At 66.7% G+C, this 19,798-nt stretch carries 16 protein-coding genes and 1 pseudogene; 11 read left to right on the top strand and 6 right to left on the bottom strand.

Annotated features, from left to right (window positions below; genetic code table 11):
- Positions 1-108 precede the first annotated feature (108 nt).
- Positions 109-1,398: an ammonium transporter gene (locus ABIB45_RS09905; protein ID WP_354215681.1), complete on the top strand. Its 1,290-nt coding sequence runs from the start codon at positions 109-111 to the stop codon at positions 1,396-1,398.
- A gap of 97 nt (positions 1,399-1,495) precedes the next feature.
- Here ABIB45_RS09905 and ABIB45_RS09900 read toward each other — a convergent pair whose 3' ends face one another.
- Together ABIB45_RS09900 and ABIB45_RS09895 are read right to left on the bottom strand one after the other, a co-directional pair.
- Positions 1,496-1,891, bottom strand: coding sequence for a DUF222 domain-containing protein (locus ABIB45_RS09900; protein WP_354215680.1), 396 nt, complete (start codon positions 1,889-1,891; stop codon positions 1,496-1,498).
- Complete coding sequence (locus ABIB45_RS09895; protein WP_354215679.1) at positions 1,884-2,036, bottom strand: hypothetical protein; 153 nt, start codon at positions 2,034-2,036, stop codon at positions 1,884-1,886. The genes ABIB45_RS09900 and ABIB45_RS09895 overlap by 8 nt, the downstream gene beginning before the upstream one ends.
- A gap of 144 nt (positions 2,037-2,180) precedes the next feature.
- On the opposite strand from ABIB45_RS09895, the gene ABIB45_RS09890 reads away from it, so the two are divergent.
- Entirely contained in the window at positions 2,181-2,918 is a 738-nt protein-coding gene (locus ABIB45_RS09890; protein WP_354215773.1) for an HNH endonuclease family protein, read from the top strand.
- Positions 2,919-2,976: 58 nt separating this feature from the next.
- Here the strand turns inward: ABIB45_RS09890 and ABIB45_RS09885 are convergent, their stop codons facing one another.
- The gene (locus ABIB45_RS09885; RefSeq protein WP_354215678.1) at positions 2,977-6,420 is read right to left on the bottom strand and encodes a DEAD/DEAH box helicase; all 3,444 of its coding nucleotides are present in this window, start codon (positions 6,418-6,420) and stop codon (positions 2,977-2,979) included.
- 192 nt (positions 6,421-6,612) lie between these two features.
- Here ABIB45_RS09885 and ABIB45_RS09880 point away from each other — a divergent pair, with 192 nt between their 5' ends.
- Positions 6,613-7,467, top strand: coding sequence for a DMP19 family protein (locus ABIB45_RS09880; protein WP_354215677.1), 855 nt, complete (start codon positions 6,613-6,615; stop codon positions 7,465-7,467).
- Between the two features lie 219 nt (positions 7,468-7,686).
- Positions 7,687-8,247: pseudogene (locus ABIB45_RS09875) on the top strand (anti-sigma factor); the annotation flags it as partial.
- A gap of 45 nt (positions 8,248-8,292) precedes the next feature.
- On the opposite strand, the gene ABIB45_RS09870 reads toward ABIB45_RS09875, so the two are convergent.
- On the bottom strand, positions 8,293-9,153 hold the full coding sequence (locus tag ABIB45_RS09870; RefSeq protein WP_354215772.1) for a DUF1206 domain-containing protein: 861 nt from the start codon (positions 9,151-9,153) through the stop codon (positions 8,293-8,295).
- A gap of 220 nt (positions 9,154-9,373) precedes the next feature.
- Here ABIB45_RS09870 and ABIB45_RS09865 point away from each other — a divergent pair, with 220 nt between their 5' ends.
- Together ABIB45_RS09865 and ABIB45_RS09860 are read left to right on the top strand one after the other, a co-directional pair.
- On the top strand, positions 9,374-10,951 hold the full coding sequence (locus ABIB45_RS09865) for a WXG100 family type VII secretion target (protein WP_354215676.1): 1,578 nt from the start codon (positions 9,374-9,376) through the stop codon (positions 10,949-10,951).
- A gap of 43 nt (positions 10,952-10,994) precedes the next feature.
- Entirely contained in the window at positions 10,995-11,441 is a 447-nt protein-coding gene (locus ABIB45_RS09860; protein ID WP_354215675.1) for a hypothetical protein, read from the top strand.
- 25 nt (positions 11,442-11,466) lie between these two features.
- Here the strand turns inward: ABIB45_RS09860 and trmB are convergent, their stop codons facing one another.
- Positions 11,467-12,390, bottom strand: coding sequence for a tRNA (guanosine(46)-N7)-methyltransferase TrmB (gene trmB / locus ABIB45_RS09855; RefSeq protein ID WP_354215674.1), 924 nt, complete (start codon positions 12,388-12,390; stop codon positions 11,467-11,469).
- Positions 12,391-12,527: 137 nt separating this feature from the next.
- Here trmB and ABIB45_RS09850 point away from each other — a divergent pair, with 137 nt between their 5' ends.
- The 4 genes from ABIB45_RS09850 to ABIB45_RS09835 all read left to right on the top strand — a co-directional run bounded on the left by ABIB45_RS09850 (position 12,528) and on the right by ABIB45_RS09835 (position 16,628).
- The gene (locus ABIB45_RS09850) at positions 12,528-13,826 is read left to right on the top strand and encodes an MFS transporter (protein ID WP_502914527.1); all 1,299 of its coding nucleotides are present in this window, start codon (positions 12,528-12,530) and stop codon (positions 13,824-13,826) included.
- 91 nt (positions 13,827-13,917) lie between these two features.
- The gene (locus ABIB45_RS09845; RefSeq protein ID WP_354215672.1) at positions 13,918-14,211 is read left to right on the top strand and encodes a hypothetical protein; all 294 of its coding nucleotides are present in this window, start codon (positions 13,918-13,920) and stop codon (positions 14,209-14,211) included.
- 123 nt (positions 14,212-14,334) lie between these two features.
- Entirely contained in the window at positions 14,335-15,129 is a 795-nt protein-coding gene (locus ABIB45_RS09840; RefSeq protein ID WP_354215671.1) for an alpha/beta fold hydrolase, read from the top strand.
- Between the two features lie 110 nt (positions 15,130-15,239).
- On the top strand, positions 15,240-16,628 hold the full coding sequence (locus ABIB45_RS09835; protein ID WP_354215670.1) for an MFS transporter: 1,389 nt from the start codon (positions 15,240-15,242) through the stop codon (positions 16,626-16,628).
- An 82-nt stretch (positions 16,629-16,710) separates the two neighbouring features.
- Here the strand turns inward: ABIB45_RS09835 and ABIB45_RS09830 are convergent, their stop codons facing one another.
- Positions 16,711-17,436, bottom strand: a complete 726-nt coding sequence (locus tag ABIB45_RS09830) for an SAM-dependent methyltransferase (protein ID WP_354215669.1) — start codon at positions 17,434-17,436, stop codon at positions 16,711-16,713.
- Between the two features lie 349 nt (positions 17,437-17,785).
- Here ABIB45_RS09830 and ABIB45_RS09825 point away from each other — a divergent pair, with 349 nt between their 5' ends.
- Positions 17,786-19,732: a DEAD/DEAH box helicase gene (locus tag ABIB45_RS09825; protein WP_354215668.1), complete on the top strand. Its 1,947-nt coding sequence runs from the start codon at positions 17,786-17,788 to the stop codon at positions 19,730-19,732.
- Positions 19,733-19,798 lie beyond the last annotated feature (66 nt).

The following is a 19,798-nucleotide window of genomic DNA, read 5'->3' as shown; positions in this document are numbered from 1 at the left end:
ACGGCAATAGCTGCCCTCCGATGTGCTTTGCTCCAACTCCGCGCCGTCCTCCGGAGCGGCTCTGACGGGCAATTCCGTTCTCTCTTCGCATCACGAAAGGGGTTTCCCATGGATTCGGGAAATGTCGCTTGGATTCTGGCCAGCTCGGCGCTGGTCTGCATGATGATCCCCGCCCTGGCCCTGTTTTACGGGGGAATGGTGGGGTCTCGTCGCATTCTCAACATGATGATGATGTGCTTCGGTGGCGCGAGCCTGGTGGCGGTGCTCTGGGCGCTTTTCGGCTACTCAATGGCTTTCGGCGACTCCGTGGGCGGCTGGGGACTGATCGGTGACGTCACCGAATTCCCTGGCATGGGACAGCTGCTGGCCAAAGATGACTCTGTATCCATCCCGGTGATCCTCTTCGCGGCGTTCCAGCTGTTCTTCGCCTGCGTCACCACCGCCCTGGTTGCGGGAGCGGCGGCCGGGCGCATGAAGTTCGGTGCTTGGATGCTGTTCGCGGGCATCTGGGCCACCATCGTCTACTTCCCCATCGCGCACTGGGTGTTTGCCTTCTCGTCTGCCGACGGCAGCGTCACCGGCGGCTGGATCGCCAACGGCATCAAGGCCATCGACTTTGCCGGCGGCACCGCTGTCCACATGAACGCCGGCGCCGCCGCGCTGGCACTGGCCTTAGTGCTTGGAAAGAGCTCGGGTTGGCCCAAGATGGACCACACCAAGCCGCACAGCCGGCCGCTGGTGCTCGTCGGCGCCGGACTGCTGTGGGTGGGCTGGTTCGGCTTCAACGCCGGCTCTGCGCTCTCGGCGGGCCAGTCCGCGTCAGTGGTATTCCTGAACACGGCCGTGGCTGCGTCTGCCGGGCTCCTTGCCTGGGCCCTCGTTGAGCGGCTCCGCCACGGTGCGGCCACCAGCATGGGTGCGGCGTCCGGCCTGATCTCTGCCCTCGTTGCCATCACACCGGCTTGTGGTGCCGTCAGTCCGCTTGGCGCACTGGCCATCGGCGCCATCGCCGGCGCTGTCTGCTCCCTGGCGATCGAACTGAAGTTCCGGCTGGGCTACGACGATTCCCTGGATGTTGTGGGCGTCCACTTGGTGGGCGGCATCATCGGCACGCTGCTGATCGGGCTCTTCGCGACCGACAAGGCGCCGAACGGAGTAAGCGGTCTCTTCTACGGCGGCGGCCTCGGGCAACTTGGCATCCAGGCGCTCGCCACCGTCTCCGTCCTGGCCTATTCGTTCGGGGTGACCTGGATCCTGGCCAAGATACTGGACCGGATTATGGGACTACGCATCAAGCCCGAGGACGAAATGCGCGGCATCGACATCGCAGCACACTCGGAGTTTGCCTACCTGACGGACGAAGACCCCGTGGAACTCGGTTCCCCGCAGCGCGCCTGATAGACAGCAACAGCTGATGGTCAGAATCAGCTGGTGGTTAGCAACAGCTCATGAACAACTAAAAAAGTCCGGGTCGGCGTTGGGGCGCTGACCCGGGTCACGAGTCCGGCAGCAGACCGAACCGCGGACCGGTGCCAGCAGCAGTTGGCTTATAGTTCCGTGGTTCGGCCCAATGTCGTGAGTCCGTTTCGTCAACAACGGTCCGGGCGTGCTGCCACGAAATCGACCCTGCTTCCAGGGCGGCCAGCGTCAGCGGCAGCGCGGTGGTTAATTCATGTGCTTCGGCCAGCGGCGCGTTCGCCGTGCGTTCGCTCACGGTCAGGGCGCAGGCGACTTCGGCCAGGATGCCCATGTCCTGGGCGGGCTGCTCTCCCGGGGACGCCACAGGGCCTGAAACCGCCTGCGCGGCATGGTCATAACCGTTGGCGGCAGGACCTTCACGGCAGCCATCATGGCCTCCATCCCGGCAGTTCCGGACAGGACGGTCAGGCACGCTTCTGCCTGCTGGCGCAGCAGGTCCCCGTCCCCACGGACGGCTGGGCCGCCGAGACAACGGCAGTCCCGCGGAGCACACCGGCCAACCCGGCGGCGGAGGCCGCGATGGCCTCCAGAACCTCTGCAGCTGCCGTGTTGTCCATGGTCACATCATGACAAAGGGGTACGACATCTAAGGGGGGGGCAGAGTGGCGTCCCAGCATGACGGACTGCGTGACAGACTTCACCTCCAGGCATCACGGGTCAGGACGGCCGGCGCTAGTAACCTGTTCACCTCCGCCGCACTCTTGAAGGACTTTACTATCAACCATTCCGCCGCCATCAAAGCACTGACCCTGCTCACCAGTCTGCTTCTTGCAGGTGCCCTCGCCGGTTGTGACGCCGCAGCGGAGGCCGCAACCATGTTGACCGACTCAGTCAGGGCCGCTCCGTCGGGCATCTCCGCCGAATCTGTAAGCCCAGCCGAACTGGCTACGGCCCGCGCCGAATTGGAAACCATCCCGGTTAAGGGACGCGCCCCCAAGACCGGCTACGCCCGCGACGAATTTGGTCCGGCCTGGGCCGACGTCGACCGAAACGGCTGCGATACGCGAAACGACATCCTCGCCAGGGATCTCCAAGGCGAGACGTTCAAGCCCGGCACACAGAACTGCGTCGTTGCCACGGGAATGCTGGCCGATAAGTACACAGCTACAACCATCAACTTTGTCCGAGGCAACACCACCAGCTCCGCCGTCCAGATTGATCACCTCGTCGCTCTCAGCGACGCGTGGCAGAAAGGCGCACAGCAGCTCAGCCCCGAACAGCGCAAGCAACTGGCGAACGACCCCCTGAACCTCATGGCCGCAGACGGGCCCACTAACGGCGCCAAGGGCGACAAGGATGCTGCCACCTGGCTCCCGCCAAATAGGGCGTTCCGGTGCGAATACGTGGTCCGCCAGACCGCCGTCAAGGCCAAGTACCACCTGTGGGCCACCCAGGCCGAGCATGATGCGATCGCCGGTATCCTGACTGCCTGCAGTTAAGCGGTGACCTGTTAGGCGGTGACCCGTACCGGCCAAGGAAAACAGCCTCCGACGACGGTCAGTCCTTGAACAGCCCCGCGAGGTCCTCGGCCGTTATGGCGCCGCCAGAGAGGGCGTCGCCTTCCATCACGTCCGCAAACAGCTGCGACTTGCGCGCTTTCAGGGCCATGACCTTTTCCTCGATGGTGTCCTTGGCCACCAGCCGGTACACCATCACATTCCTCGCCTGCCCAATCCTGTGGGTCCGGTCCACAGCCTGTGCCTCTGATGCGGGGTTCCACCACGGATCCAGCAGGAACACGTAGTCGGCCTCGGTCAGGTTCAGCCCAAAGCCGCCGGCCTTCAATGAGATGAGGAATACCGGCGCGCTGCCGTTCTTGAACTCATTGACGACGTCGGTACGGTTCCGGGTGCTGCCGTCGAGGTAGCAGAACTCGATCTTCTCCTCCACAAGACGTTCGCGGACCTTACCAAGGAAACCGGTGAACTGGCTGAAGATCAGTGCGCGGTGGCCCTCTGCCACCAAGTCCTCCAGCTGCTCGAACAGGACATCCAGTTTGCTGGACCGGACGCCGGTCAGCGACGGATCCACCAGCGAAGCGTCCAGGCTGAGCTGCCGCAGCAGGGTGAGCGACTGGAAAATGGTGAACCGGTTCTTATTAACGTCCTCGATCAGGCCCAGGATCTTTTGCCGCTCACGCTGCAGATGCGTCTGGTAGACCTTCTGGTGACGCGGATTCAGGACCACCTCCAGGATCTGCTCCTGCTTGGGTGGCAGGTCCTGGATGACTTGGTCCTTGGTACGCCGCATCATCAGTGGACGGACCCGACGGCGGAGCTTGTCCAACTGCCCCTTGTCGCCGTTCTTCTCCACGGGCTTCTGGTAGTACTCGGCGAAGCGCTTGGGGCTGGAGAACAGGCCAGGCGCCACGATGGACGTCAGCGCCCAGAACTCCATGAGGTTGTTTTCCAGCGGCGTGCCTGTGATGGCCAGCTTGAAGGCGGCGGGCAGCTTCCGGGCACACTGGTACGCCTTGGACTGGTGGTTCTTCACAAACTGGGCTTCGTCCAGCACCAGCCCGGCCCAGGTCCTGGAGGCGTAGGAATCGTAGTCGATCCTGAACAGGGCGTACGAGGTGATCACAATGTCCGCGCCGCCCAGCTCAACGGCCGCATCCTGGCTGTTCTTGGCAAAGGTTTCGCTCACGATGCGAACCGTGAGGCCGGGAGCGAAGCGCGCGGCTTCCGCCGCCCAGTTGCCCACGACGCTGGTGGGGGCAACCACCAAAAAGGGAGTGCCGCCGTCGGGCGCTGAAGTGGCGGGTGAAGTGGCGGGATCAGTGGCCGCCTGCTCCTTCGCAGCGCACATCAGCGCGAGCGCCTGCACGGTTTTGCCCAGCCCCATGTCGTCGGCGAGGACCCCGCCCAGGCTGTGCCGGTAGAGGAAGCTGAGCCAGTTGAAACCCTCCAGCTGATAGGGCCGCAGTTCGGCGTTCAACGAGGCAGGCAGCGGAAGGCCGTCGATCCCGCCCTCCAGCAGCCCGCCCACGGCCTCACGCCACGCGGCAGCCTGCTCGTCCACGATGCCCAGCTGGGCCAGCTCGTCCCACAGCCCGGCCTGGAAGCGGCTGATCTGCAACGGGGCGTCCTGGTTGTCCTGGAGCGAGCGGGCTTCCTCGATCAGGGCCCGCAGGTGGTGCAGTTCAGGCAAGTCCAACGAGAAGTAGGCCCCGCTGGGCAGGAGCATCTTGGTCTGGCCGGCGGCCAAGGCGGAAAACACGGCCGCGAAGGAAACCGGTTGGCCCTCCAACGAAATCTGGATGCCGAGGTCGAACCAGTCGCGCTGTTCGGTGGCCTTGGTGGAGATGGAAACCACGGGCGCTTCCTCGGCCTCGCGGTAGTCCGCGATGTCCCCGGCAGTGTCCACCGCGACCTCCGGGGCGTTCCGGAGCATGGGCAGGACATCCTCGGTGAAAGCCAGCGTGTCCAGGCCGCTGAGTTCAACGGATGCAGCCAGCCGCGGAGTGCCCCAGCCGCCGGTGGCGGATTCGCCCAACGCCGGGACAACGTTCCACGGCTGGCCGATTCCCTCCAGGATGCGTGCCTCGGCGGTGTCGTCGCGGTAGCCATGGTCGCCGGGGTGCCGCCAGAGCGGCTGGGCGTTGACCATGTTCCCGGACTTGTAATGCCATTCCCAGTGCAGCCGCACGCGGTGGTCAGCGCCGTAGTTGGCCAGCAGCGAGAGCGTGGGGACGGCAAGTGTGGGCAGCGCCACCGACTCATCCTTCGCGGTGACCCGTGCGGTCTGCCTGAGCTTCGGGTAGAAGCCGGTCAGGAAACGCGTTTCGTCCTGCGCTGGAATGTGCAGCGTGCTGCCGGCGGTCACGAAGGTCAGCAGTTCCTCACTCAGGCCAGCTTCCAGCGGCGCCAGGGTAATCACACTGTCCGCGGAAACCCCGGGAAGCGCTTCGCCGCCGGTAGTCAGGAAGATGCCGTGCGCCGGGCGGCCAATGGTCCCCACCGATGCGGGATCAACCTCTTCCCCCTCCACAGTGATGGTGGGCGCAAGCTCCAGCCCGCCGTCGTCGGCTGTTCTCGCAGTACTGCCCGCGGCGGGTTCACCCACAGGCGCGCCAAAGCGGCTCAGGTTAAGCCCGACGGCGGCGGGAGACTCCGCCAGGCGCACCGGCTCGGTGCCGCGGCTGTGGACCAGGGCGAGGCCGATCTTTTTGGCGTCGGCGAGCAGCCCCCACAGGTTCTTGCCGGCGAAGGTGTTTAGGCCCAGCCAGAGCGCGGAGGAGTTGTGGACCCGGTTGGCGGCGGCGGTGTGTGCGGCGAGGAACGTCTGCATCCACTCGATGTGAGCCTCGTTGCATTCGCGCCGGAAGTTCAGGTAACTCAGGGTGTTCCAGGAGACGTCGCCGCGGACCCACTTGCCCTTGGCGCCCATGATCACGGGCCGGGCCTTGAGCTGGCGGACGCTGCGGAGCGGGTCGCGGCGCCCTGTGTAGGAGAAGTGCGGGGCCGGTTCCTCGATCTCGAACTGGAGGGCCAGGGGGATGCCGTTGCTGGATTGGGTGATGCCGGGCTGCGAGATAAGCGGGCTCAGGGCCTGCTCCCAGTCGGCCAGATCGAGGCTGGCGGGTTGGCGGGACAGCCGGGAAACCTCGGCCGGGGCCAGGAGTTGAACGCGGATGGCGGGGTTGTCCTCGGCGGCGAAAAGCAGCGCGGCCACATGCTTGCAGTCCTTGCGGACGGGGCAGCTGCAGACGCCTACAGTGCAGCTCCAGCCGCCCGTTTTCCGGACCAGCTTGGCCGTGGTGGAGTAGGGCACGTCCGCGCCTCCCCGGACCTTGCCCAGCATGAGCCCGGTGGCGGCGTCGAACGACACTCCGGAAACCCGGCTGCCCATGGCATACGCCAGCCCGGCCGCGAGGGAGCGGTCGTTGATGGCGGGGGTCTGTATCGCCAGTGCCGCACTCTCGTCCGGTTGGGATGGCATGGTGCGCGCTACTTTCAGCTGGCCACGGCGGGGCCGTGTCCGATCGATGATTATCTGATTCATCTTAGTTCGCCCGGCGGGGGCCTGAAACTTCGCCTGACGTTCACTTCATCCTCAGCCGACCGCTGTCCCCGCCCACGTAGCGTGAAAGTGTCCCGAGCATCATCAAAGCTTTCAGCAGTGAGGAATTTCATGACCACGAGCCAGAACCCTGTCGTCCTGACCAAAGCCAGCATCGAAGCTGGTACTGAGGAGGTTGTCGATGCCAACGTTCACGTGGTGAACGCCATGTACGGGAGCCTGCTCGACGCCGGCGAGATCGCTCCTGCGGCGCTCCGCAGCTACTACGTGGACTTCTACGTCACGCAGTCCCTGGAGGGCGGATTCGCCCAGTACGTGTTCACCGCTGACCGCGACGAAGTGGATCCGCTGATCCGCGAGGGCCTCGAGAGCATGGGCGCAACGGCGCACCTGGAGCTCTTCAACCGGACCGTTGAGGTTTTTGATGCCTTGTCCGAGGAAGACGAGGAACGCTACCTCGACGGCGACCTGGACGCCGAGGAAGAGTCCAACGACGCCGTCCGCGTCATGGAGGAACTCGACGGCGAGTTCGAGGAACTGTTCGAGACCGAGAACATCACCGCTTTGAACGCCGCCTGGCTACTGGGCCAGGAAGGCCTGCTGGTGCTGGATGATGAGGCGCTCAGCGCCTACATCGAACACCAGGTGGCGCTCCTCCCCGACCTCGACGAGCGCCAGGCCCGGGCCGACGAGGAAGCGCTGGACAACGCCCCGGATTTTGAAATCATCATCCGGGAACTGTGCAACGTTGCCGGCTATGCCCTCGAAAAGATCACCATGGGCGACCCCAACTATCTGCACAACGGCGAGAAGAAGACTCTGGCCTGGCACTTCAGCACGGACCACGGCGACTTCCTCATGGTGGAGGAAGAGGACGAGGCGTTCATGATCAACCCGGAGACGCAGGAGATTGTGGCCGCGGTTGAGTTCGAAGAAGCGGACGACGACGATCTGATCGACGCGTAGGGAGCCGCACCTGACGCGCGCGGCAAGTAAGCGCGGGCCGGGTTCGCCCACTTCGCCGGAAGAGTGCAGGGTCGCCGGGAAGTTCCGGCGACCCTGCTGCGTTCCGGCGATTTCGACTGCGGCCGTTGCGGCAGACTGCCCGTCGAGCAGAAAAAAATTTCAGCGGGGCCGTAACTTTCCCGTTCCGGCCAGCGATGTAGGTGGTGATGGGTTCCCCACTGCCGGGCGGAACTCGCGGAACTGGAAAGCCTGCCGGCCCTGCTGGACGCACTTCCCGTGCCGGACGCGGTGGGGCTGACCGGGAGCACCCGCCCCGCCGCGTTAACCCAGCCGGCCACCTCCGTTCCCCGTGCGGTCCTCGACGAACTGGCCGCCCGGCGTCGTAAATTACGACGGCGGTGGGCAGCACCGGTGGGCGCGGTCGCCGCAGAGTGCCTCGCGTTGGGCGTGGCGGCGGGGCCGCTGCTGAACCGGCCGCCGCAGCCCGACGCCAGCTACTCCGTCCAGGCGGACAGTGGCCTGCGCTTCAGCGTGGACCTGGCCCGGAAGAACTGGGGCACCGAACTGGCGGTCAACGGCAGCAGCATGCCGCTGAACGGGACGTACTCGCTGTGGGTGCGGGACCGGGACGGCGGGGAGGACCGTGCCTGCGCGTGGACAGCCACGCCCAGCGGCCGGATCAAAGTTACCGGAGCCACGCCGGTCCAGCTGGCCAGCATCGCGAGCGTCGAGCTGCGGGACTACGACGCTCGCACCGTCGCAGTGATCACGGTTCCGTAGCTCCGCGTCCCGCCTCCCACGGGCGGCGCGCCGGTGGGTGGGCTGTTAAGTCATCTTCGCCAGGCGTGCGCGGACCACCATGTACAAGCCATAACAGATCAGGCCCGCACCCACGGCGGCGAGGAGGTACACGCCGAACGGTTGGTCGCGGAGGGCCTTGAGCCCGCCGTCGAGGCCGGTTGATTCGTCCGGATGGGCGCGCAGCGTGGCGATGGCGATCAGCAGCCCGGTCAGCAGCAGGACAGCACCCTTGGCCACGTAGCCGGTCACACCCAGGGCGGTGACTGCCGTCCGGCCGGTGGGGGACGCGGGCATCGTCACGTGTTTCGCGAAGGATTTCCTGATTCCCCGGATGGCATAGACGGCGCCGGCGACGGCGATGCCTGCCCCCATCACAACCAGCAGGGCCACGCCGCCGGGGGCCTGCATCACGGCAAGCGTGAGGTCGCTCGCGGATTGCCTGTTGTCATCCCCGGAGCCTGTGCCCATGGCGAAGGCCGCAAGCGTCAGGGCCAGCCCGGCAAACACCAGGGCCTGGGCTGCCGCCTTTGCTTTCTGGCCGGCTTTCTTCTTGGCGGGCAGCCCGCTGTAATCGAAGATGGCATCGCTGGCCTGCCACACCGCCAGTGCGGCGCAGGCTGCGAAGCTCGCCCATAGGAGGAACGGTCCGGCGGGCTGGCTGGCGAGCTCGGCCACGGCTCCGCTGAAGTCAGCATTCCCCGAGCCGCCCATCGCCAGCCGGATGGCGATAGCCCCCACCAGGAAGTGCAGGACACCGCTCGCCGCAAAACCCGCCCGTGCCAGCAACTCCAAAGGGCGTGAGTTGGTGACGTCCTCCGCCGCGTCCGCGGCCTGTCTGAATTCTCTTTTAATGCTGGTTCCTTTGGCCGGCGCCGGGAGGCGCAGATTGCGTGCCCCCCGCACAGATCCATCGTGCCACGCAGAGCCAGCCTCGAAAAGTCCGGCATTCCGGGGCGGGGACCAGTCCCGCGCCCGCCGGGGACGGTGCGCTGGCGTGCAGTCCGACGTCGCCAATGGGGAGTGTTCCCCATCGCGGGGCACTGCCTGCCGTGCGACCATATGTTCAGCGATAAACCCACTCGTATCACTCTCCGGGGGAGACACCATGACTTTTTACGGCGCGGACGTCAGCCAGCTGCGTGAGCTGGCGAAAGCCGCTGACAAGGCGGCCACGCTGCTCAGCAGCCGGGCAAGCTCCCTGCAGGGCCAGATTCAGTCCGCCCCGTGGAAGGGCCCTGACGGCGCGCAATTCAGGCAGGACTGGACCGGCAACCATCGTCCGGCACTCGAGCGGGTGGCCTCCAGCCTCCGCCACAACTCCAAGCTGCTCCTCCAGCACGCCGACGAGCAGGAAAAGGCCTCCGACAAGTCGAGCGGTGGCGGCGGAAGCTTCCTGGACAGACTCAAGGATTCGGGCGGCCGGGCAAAGTCATGGTTTGAGGAGCAGGCGCAGAAGGCGGCCGAGGCGCAGGCGCACCGCCAGGAGCTGGAAAAGGGCCTGGCTGACATGCTCAAGGCCAGCCCGGAAGAACAAGGCAAGTGGTGGGCGGGCCTGTCCGAATCAGACCGGCAGTACCTGATCGAAGGCGAGGGTGAGAACGGCCCCTTCGCCGAAGACCTGATGAGGATGGACGGCGGCATCCCCCTCTCTGCCCAAGAGCAGGCCAAAGCGCAGCTCCAAGGAATCGGCCGGTCAGATGTTCCTGTCTACACCGAGACCGGCAAGGCCTCCATCGACGGCCGGGTTGCCTGGTTCCATGCCGGCGCGGAAGTGGGCACCGTGGTGGTTGAGAATGCTGATGGTTCGGCCACCTTGAAGGTTTACGGAAACGCGGGCGCGGGCCTGAACGATCCCACCGGAACGGCAGGCGTCACGCTCAACGGGGAAGGCTCCAGCGAGTTCAGGTTCGGCAGCCTTGACGAGGCCATGGCGGCCCGAAACCAGATGTACGGGGAGCTCCCGCCGGACGACCTTGGTGATGTTAAGGACATGGCCAGCAATGCGCCGATCTACATCGCGTCCACCGTCCTGGACGCCGCCAACGACAACGGCACAACCGGCGTCGAAAACAAGGTCAAGGGAACGCTGTCCTTCGAAGCCAAGGGTGAGGCCGGTCCGGGCTCGGGCTCTGCGAAGCTGGACCTCGCCTACGAGCGGAACCTGACAGACGGCACGGCCACCGCCAGCGGCGAAGTGTCCGCGCAGGGCAAGCTGGACCTTGATGGCCAGATGTTCCAGGCCTCAGGCAAGGGCGGCCTGGAAGTAAACCTGGACAAGGACAGCAACATCGAGTCGATCGCGGTGTCCATGGACGGCACCGTGGCACAGGGCGCCAGCGCCGGACCAGACCTGCAGGGCGCCAAGCTGGAGTCGAACGTGACCGTCGGCACGCAGGGCACTGTCAAGATCGACGTCGAATATTCCCCGGAGAACAAGGCCGTGATCGACAGCTACATGCGCAACGTGGCGCTTGGGAACGACTTCGCGGCAGCCGCGGACGCCGCGAAGCTGTACGAGGCCGGCTCTGCCACCGTCCAGGTGAACAACGTGGTGACGGTGTCCAACGAGGCCGGTGTGGACTTCAGGGCGGGCGAAGTGGCAGTCAAGATCGAGAACAAGGTGTCCACCAACGTGTCCACGTACTATAAGGTCGCGAACGATTCGAAGCTTGAGCGGCTCTGACGTCCCCGTGCCTGAACCCAAGACTTACCGCTAAGGAGCAACCATGTCAGTGCACATCGAATCCCCCCTGGGGTTTACGGCAGACTTCCCCGAGTACACGCAGGTCCTGGAGGAATCCGCCGCGGGGCCGAACACCGAGCAATACGGACTGCTGGGAGGCGTTCTGGTCACTGTGATCAAGGACGACACCTCCGTCACGGACGCGCCGCAGGCTAACGGCTGGGCCCACCTGATGTCAGAGTTTTACCTTGAAGAACGCGCAGGGACCCGCATCACCGAAGGCGAACTGAACCTGCCCGGCAAAGCCGCGTACGCGGTCCTCGTGGGCTACACGGATCCTGCCGGTGCGCCGAGGGTGGCAGCTACCGTCGGCGTATGGGAGAACAGCAAATTTATCGGCGTTGTGGTGATCTGGCCTTACGTGAACCCGGAGATCGAACCACGCGTGGATATGCTGAAGGAGATCGTTTCCGGCATCAGCGTGGGCTGACAGCTGCCCGGCCGCCGGGGCTGATTCAGCGCCGGAGGTAGCAGAGGTCGAAGATCAGCCGGCCGGCCTCGTGGGCTTTGGCCTCAAAGCTGGTGCGGATCCTGCCTTCGAAACGCGGGGCCCAGCCGCCGGTTTCGTCCACGCCCTCGTTGGGACCGGTGTGCTCGGTGCTGACCGGCGCCCTGCCCTCGCGGACGGGTGCGCCGCCCACCAGGGACTCGACGCCGGACTGCCACACCTGCGTGAGCGGGCTCTCCGGACCGTGGCGCTCGCCGGTGTGCAGGTTCTCGAAGTCCGGCGAGTCCGCCAGGACGTCGCGGACGTGGACGGCGTAGTTGGACCAGTCGGTGGCGATCCGCCACAGGCCGCCCGGCCTGAGCGCCCGGGCCGCGAGTTCGGCGAACTCCGGCTGGATGAGCCGCCGTTTGTGGTGCCGTGACTTGTGCCAGGGATCGGGGAAAAACACCCACAGCTCGCTGACCGACCCTGCCGGCAGCATGGTGGCCAGGACCTCAGGCGCGTTGGCCTCCACCACCCGCACATTGCTCAGCCCACGGCTGTTGATCTTGATGATGGTGTTGGCCAGCCCCGGCGTGTAGACCTCCACCGCCAGGAAATTCGTGTCCGGGTTCTGCTCGGCGGCGTGGCAGATGGCATCGCCCAGCCCGGACCCGATTTCCACGACCAGCGGTGCCTTGCGGCCAAACTCCGCCTCGGCGTCGAACGTGTATTCCGGGTGGACCGACGTGTTCGCAATGTGCCTCGGCACGTCCACGGCCCACCGGTCCGCGTGCTCTTCCCACGCCGTCTGGCGGCGCCCCTGCAGCCGGGTTCCGCGGCGCACGAAGCTGACCGGCCTGCCGCCGTAGGTGCCGAACGACGCCTGGGTTCCGGGCGTCACCGGCCGCGGGACATGCGGAGTCTGGGGGGATTCTGGGGATTCACTCATCCACTCCAGAATAGTTGAGTTTTTGTCCAGATAATCTGCCTTTGCGGTGCTCATACCCGCGATAAGTGGACAAAAACTCGGCGGCGAGGGGCGGGCCGGCGTTCGTGGGCAGCGGCGGCCCGCTGCCGCCTGACAGAATGGGTGCCGTGACCCGTGCTGACAACGTGTACGTACCCGGACTGCTCGTCGACGCCGAAATCGACGATGTTCCCGCCGCGTCCCCCACCACGCTCCCGGACGGGCCCCGCGGCCGCCGCGCCCTGGCTTACCTGGGCCTCTGCCTGGTGCTCATCGGCCTGAACCTCCGTACGGTCTTCTCAAGTTTCGCGGCGCTGCTTCCGGAGATCACGTCCGACGCCGGGCTGCCGGGCTGGGCGGTGGTTTTACTCACCACAGCGCCCGTGACTCTCCTGGGTGCCTTCGCCCCGCTGGCCCCTGGGCTTGCCCGCCGGTTTGGCCCGGAGCGGGTGCTGCTGGGTGCCATGGCAGTACTCACGGCCGGGCTGCTGCTCCGGCCCGCAGCCGCCGGCGGGCTCGTGCCGGGCGCCGGCCATCTCCCTGCCCTGGTGGTTGGGACGGCGGCCTGCGGTGCCGCCATCGCCCTCTGCAACGTGCTGCTCCCGGGACTGGTGAAGCGCGACTTCCCGCACCGGCTGGGTCTCATGGGTGGGCTTTACACCACGGCGATCTGCGCATCGGCCGCCCTCGGCGCCGGCTTTACCTACCCCATCTTCACGGCGACGGGAGAGTGGACGGCGGGGCTGTGGTTCTGGGCGGTGCCCGCCGCCGTCGTCCTTTTACTCTTCCTCCCGGTAGCGCTCCGGCAGCACCCCGCCCGGCACCAGGCCGCGTCCGACGGCGTCAACGTGTGGCGCTCCGCGGTGGCCTGGCAGGTGACCATCTTTATGGTCCTGCAGGCCATGATGTCCTTCAGTGTGTTCGCCTGGCTGGCACCGATCCTGCGCGATCGGGGCGTGGACGGCGGCACCGCGGGGCTGATGGTATCCGTTTCCATCGTGCTCCAGATGCTGGGCTCTCTGTTCGCCCCCGCCTTGGCCTCGCGGTTCCGAGACCAGCGGGCCATCAACGTGATGGTGGCGCTGATGACCGGAAGTGGCTTCGCGCTGAGCATCTTCGGGCCGCTCGAGCTCATCTGGGTGTGGACCGGGCTTCTTGGCCTGGGGCAGGGAAGCCTCACTGCGGTGGCGCTGACTATGATCATGCTGCGTACCCGCGACGGCCACACCGCGGCGCACCTGTCCGGGATGATGCAGGGCGTGGGCTACGGACTGGGTTCCACCGGCACGCTGCTGGTGGGCCAGCTCCACCAGGCTACCGGATCCTTCGCGCCCGCCGGACTGCTGTTCCTGGGCGTTGGCTTGCTGGCCGCGGTTTTTGGCTACCGTGCGGGCCGGAACCGGTACGTCGGCGGCTGACCGCCAGGGAGTTTTTGTCCAGGTAATCCCGCTTTTGCCGGCCTAGAGCCCATTATCTGGACAAAAACTCCTAGTCCGCGGGGAATTACCGTTGCCGGAACGTCGCACGACCGGGCTAACCGATGTGGTGCTGGCGGTGCTGCCCCAGTTCCATGTGGGCGGGTGGAACATCCAGCCGCTGCTGGCCTGGTGGGCCGGCGCGCTCAGCGGCGAGGTCCGCGAGATGGATCCCACCGTGGCGGCCTGGGCCCTGATGGGGATCGGCGAGCTCATCGGCATGCGCCGGGTGCTCTGGGACGAGGAAGGTGCCCACCCCATCCCGGGCACGCGGCCCGATGTGCCGGAAGAAGTCTTCGAGGAACCCCTGGAAGGGAATGCCCCATGACGCGAGCAGCAAGCAGCACCGGCTAGCGGACCACCGACGTCCGGGTCCGGGGAGGCGCCCTGCACACCCGCTCTGTGGGCTCCGGAGGATCCGGGGGCCCCCACCATCCTGGCCGTCCACGGCGTGACGGCCTCCCACAAGGCATGGCCGTACCTGGCCGAAGCCCTGCCCGGCGTCCGGATCATCGCCCCGGACCTCAGGGGACGCGGGAGATCCAACACACTGCCCGGACCGTACGGGATGCCTACACACGCCGAGGACCTGGCCGCGGTGCTGGGTGCGCTCACGACGGGACCCGTCGTCGTCGTCGGACATTCCATGGGCGCCTTTGCCGCCGTGGTCCTGGCGAACCTGTTCCCGGAGCGCGTGCGTTCGCTGGTGCTGGTGGACGGCGGGCTGCCGCTGCAGGTTCCGGCCGGGTTTTCGGACGAGGATGTGGTGGCGGCGGTACTGGGCCCGGCCGCCGAGCGGTTGAATTCCACATTCCCCAGCCGTGAGGTCTACCGCTCCTTCTGGCGGCAGCACCCCGCGTTTAGCGGCGACTGGAACCCGCTCGTGGAGGACTACGTGGACTATGACCTGACGGGCGAGGAGCCGGAACTGAAGCCGGCTACCCGTTATGAGGCCATGGCCGAGGACACCGCGGAGCTGCACCGGGGCGCGTCGCTGCTCAAAGCGCTGGATGAACTGGCCGTTGATGCCCAGGTGCTGCGGGCGCCGCGGGGCCTGCTCAATGAGCCGGCCGCCCTGTACGCCCCCGGCTATTTGGCGGCCTGGGCGCAGAAACTGCCCTCGCTCCGGATCGGGGAGGTGCCCGACGTCAACCACTACACAGTCGTGATGGGCCAGGCCGGAGCCGGAGCGGTGGCGGAGAGCGTGCAGGAAGCCCTGGCCGTCCGGTCGCCGTCCCACCCCTGAGTTTTTGTCCAGATAATGCCGCTTCACGGGCTTGAAAGCCGTGTTATCTGGACAAAAACTCAGGGCCGGAACTGATACGGTTGCGTCCAACAACTGATCAGGCTGGTGCCGTGCGAGATTCCACCCTCCCCTCAACAGGGACCACCGCCGGGATCCTGCAGCGGCCGTACCTGTGGGTGACCATCGGCGCGTGTTCCCTGGTGTTCCTCGCCGCGTTCGAATCGCTCGCCGTCACCACCATCATGCCCGTGGTCAGCCGGGAACTTGGCGGGGCAAGCCTTTATGCGCTGGCCTTCGCCGGGCCGCTGGCCACCGGTGTGATCGGCATGGTAGTGGCCGGAAACTGGTCCGACCGCCGGGGGCCAACCCTTCCGCTCTATGCCTCTGTGGCCCTGTTCGTCGTGGGGCTGCTCATCGCCGGCACGGCAGTGTCCATGCCCTTGCTGGTCGCCGGCCGCTTGGTGCAGGGCCTCGGCGGCGGGGCGCTGACGGTGGCACTCTACGTGGTGGTGGCCCGCGTCTACCCTGCCGTCCTTCACCCGGGAATTTTCGCCGCGTTCTCCGCCGCGTGGGTGATCCCGTCCCTGGTGGGCCCGTTCGCGGCCGGCATCGTGGCGGAGGTCCTGAGCTGGCATTGGGTGTTCCTGGGCGTGGTGGGGCTGGTGATTCCCGCGTTGGTGATGATCGTTCCGGTCCTCCGCGGCGTCAACCCGGAACCGGAACAGGCGACGCCGCCGCCGTGGCCGGTGGGCCGGATTGGCTGGGCTGCGCTCGCCGCCCTCGCGGTGCTGGGACTGAACCTCTCCGCGGGAGTCACTATCGCGGGCGTCCCCGCGGCGCCGGCACTTTTGGCCTCGGCCGCCGTCGTGATTGCTCTGATTGCCGTGCGCCCGCTGCTGCCGCGGGGAACACTGCTCGCGCGCCGCGGGCTGCCCAGCGTGATCCTGACCCGCGGCCTCGCCGGTGCCGCATTTTTCGGGGCCGAGGTGTACCTGCCGTACCTGCTGATTGAGCAGTACGCGTTCCCGCCGACGTTCGCGGGCCTCGCGCTGACGGCCGGCGCGGTGGCGTGGGCCGGGGCCGCCGCGATCCAGGGCCGCCTGGGCACCCGGCTGCGGCACCGCACCGCGGTACGGATCGGGTCTGCGCTCGTGCTGCTGGCCATCGCCCTGACCTTGGCGACGGCTGCCCTGCACTGGCCCGCCGCCGTCGCGATCGCCGGCTGGATCTTCGCCGGCGGCGGCATGGGGCTGATCTATCCGCGGCTGAGTGTGATGACACTCGCCCTGTCCACCAAGGAAAACGAGGGCTTCAACAGTTCCGCGATGTCCATTGCGGATTCGCTGGGCGGCGCGCTCGCTCTCGCCACCACGGGCATTGTGTTCGCGGCATCTACGACGACGGCGGCATCGTTCGCCGGAGTCTTCGCCCTGACTGCGGTGGTGGCCGTCGCCGCGGTTGCGGTGGCGCCGCGGGTCACCTCAAATCACCCGAACTGATGCGTACCCCGCCTGACCTTGGAGTTTTTGTCCACATATTCGGCATTTCCGGCCGCTAAAGCCGTGTTATCTGGACAAAAACTCAGGAAAGCCGGGTGGCCCTGAACACGGTGTCGCCGACGACGGCATCCTGCCCGTCCGGCCCGGTAGCCGGCCGCTCCCGGGTGGTGTTGACCTCCACCTGCCAGTCAGGCGATTCGATGCCCAGTTCCTGGATGAGCTGGGCCGGCGTGTAAAACATGTCCGGATTGGTGTGGTTTCCCCACGGGGGCAACCGGTGGGGGTGGTGGCCCACGATCAGCAGCGTGCCGCCCGGTTTGACTGCGGCGGCCGCCGTCCGGAGCGGCCCCTGCCAGACCAACTGCGGGCCGTGCAGGAACTGGGAAGACACCAGATCGTAGGTTTCGTCGGGTTGCCACTTGTCCAGGTCGCACTGTTTCCAGTGGATGCGGCTGGGGATGACGCCCGCGCCCTCGGTGTGCACGCGTTCGCGGTCCAGGGCGGCTTTTTCGTGCGCGGCCGCGCGTTCGAGTGCGACGGCGGAAACGTCGACGGCGGTGACCGTCCAGCCTTGTTGGGCGAGCCAGATGGCGTCGGCACCTTCGCCGCAGCCCAGGTCGAGTGCCCGTCCCGGCCGCAGCCCGCCGCCTTCGCGGAGCAGCTGGGGGTTGGGTTTGCCGCTCCAGATCTGCGGCTTGCTGCCGTATTTTTCGTCCCATGCCTCGGCTGCACTTTGCTGCCGCTGCTCTCCTTGGCGCGTGTCGCCGTCGTGCGCTGCGTGGTGGTGGTCTTCGCCCTGTTGCGTCATGCCTCAAGCCTGCCCCGGCCCAGCGTTGAAGGCAACGGTACCGCCGCTGTCCGGACAAGCGAGGTGCAGGAATCGGGGCTGGAGGCGACGGGATGATATGCTTGAGGAACTTGATGTGCAGTGATGCCCGCTTGCTCCTTAAATCGGAGTCCCTTCATTCGGGAAGCGGGTTTTTTCATGTGAGAGGCACATCCTGCGTCGATGAACGCGTTCCATTTGGTCCCTGCCGCCGCCCTGATATGGGGCAGCAGCCCGGTTGATCACCTGACTTTTCTTCGGCGAACCCTTGAGCCAACCGGCATCGGGGGCCGATATCCGCACGGATACCGCCTGAAAGACCTTTGACTACATGACTACTTTTGCTGCCCTCGGCACGCCCAAAGAACTTGCTGAGACCCTCACCGCACAGGGAATTGTTGAGCCGTTCCCCATCCAGGTCAAGACCCTCCCGGACACCCTGGCCGGACGCGACGTCCTGGGCCGCGGCCGCACCGGCTCCGGCAAGACCATCGCTTTCGCCATCCCGCTTGTAGCACGACTCGCTGAGCGGGAAGCCAAGCACTTCCGCAAGCCCGGCCGCCCGATGGGCCTGGTCCTCGCGCCGACCCGTGAGCTGGCCACCCAGATCAACGCCACCATCGAGCCGATGGCTAAGGCCATGGGCCTGACCACCACGGTCATCTACGGCGGCATCTCCCAGGCCCGCCAGGAAAAGGCACTGCGTGCCGGCGTTGACATCGTCATCGCCTGCCCGGGCCGCCTGGAGGACCTGATCCGCCAGCGCATCCTGACCCTCGAAGGTGTCGAGATCACCGTCCTGGACGAGGCCGACCACATGGCCGACCTTGGCTTCCTCCCGGTTGTCAAGAAGCTCATGGACATGACCCCCAGCCAGGGCCAGCGCCTGCTGTTCTCCGCCACCCTGGACAACGGCGTGGACAAGATCGTCCAGCGTTACCTGTCCAACCCGCTGACCCACGCCGTGGATGAATCACAGGCCGCGGTGACCACCATGGAACACCACGTGCTGGTGGTCAACGACCAGACCGTCAAGAAGCAGCTGATCGTCGAGCTCGCCTCGGGTGCCGGCCGCCGCGTACTCTTCATGCGGACCAAGCACCACGCCCGCAAGCTCGCGAAGACCCTGACCGACGCCGGGATCCCCGCCGTCGACCTGCACGGCAACCTCTCGCAGAACGCCCGTGACCGCAACCTGGCCGAGTTTTCCTCCGGTGACGTCCGCGTCCTGGTGGCCACTGACGTCGCAGCCCGCGGCGTCCACGTGGACGACGTCGAACTGGTGATCCATGTGGATCCGCCCACCGAGCACAAGGCGTACCTCCACCGCTCAGGCCGTACGGCCCGCGCAGGTTCGGACGGCACCGTTGTCACCCTGACCCTCCCGGAGCAGCAGAGCGACGTCAAGAAGCTGATGAAGGCTGCCGGCGTCGACGTCAACTTCGAGCGCGTCACCGCCAACTCCCCGCTGGTTGCTGAACTGGTGGGCGAAATGGCCGACAAGATTGATCCGCGCACCCGCGCCGCGCTGCTGGCCACCAAGGCCAAGCAGCAGGGCGGCGGAACCTCCACCGGTGCCAACGCCGAGCGCAAGCACGCCCGCCGGAGCGGCCAGGCTGCCCCGGCCGCCGGCGGCCGCGGCGGCCGTGGCGGCCGTGGACGTGTCTCCGCAGAGCCGACGCGCACCGACCTGCCCCGTGCAGAGCGCCGGGCCGTGGCTTACGAAGGCCGCACTGAAGCCCGCGCAGCATTTGACCGTGTTGCTGAGCAGAACGAGGACCGCGCCATCGCAGCAGCAGCTGCACGCCGCAACGCCCGCGGCACCACTGGTTCGACGCACCGCAACGACGTCCCCGCGGCAGGTGGCCGTGCAGCGGCCGGCCGCGGTTCAGACGGACGCAGCTCCGACGGGCGCACAGATTCTCGGATCACTCGCAGTGATGCTCCCCGCGGCGGGACCGGACGTCCGGCTTCCTCCGGCCGCCCGGCGTCGTCCGGCGGACAGCGTAACGGCCGTCCGGCAGCCGGCCAGCGCGCAGCCGGCGCACGCACTGCCGGTGCCGGCGCCCGTACGGGTGGGTCCGGCCAGCGCGCCGGTGCTGCCAGTGCAGGCAATTCTGGCGCAGGCAACTCCGGCAACAAAGCTGTATGGTCCTCCAACACCGGTGGCACCTCGGGTGGATCCTACGCAGGCAACGGCGGCGGCAACGGCCGTCCGGCCCGCAGCGGCCCCCGCCGCGCGTCGGCTCCCGCGTCGAACGAACGCCGCGGCCGCTAAACAGCAGTGATTGGCGGTTGAGCTTGTCGAAACCAGGGTTTCGACAAGCTCAACCGCCGTTAAGCC

This window comes from Arthrobacter sp. UYCo732, assembly GCF_040547265.1.
In the GTDB taxonomy this organism is placed as follows: Bacteria; Actinomycetota; Actinomycetes; order Actinomycetales; family Micrococcaceae; genus Arthrobacter.
This window is presented reverse-complemented; position numbering and strand designations above follow the sequence as displayed.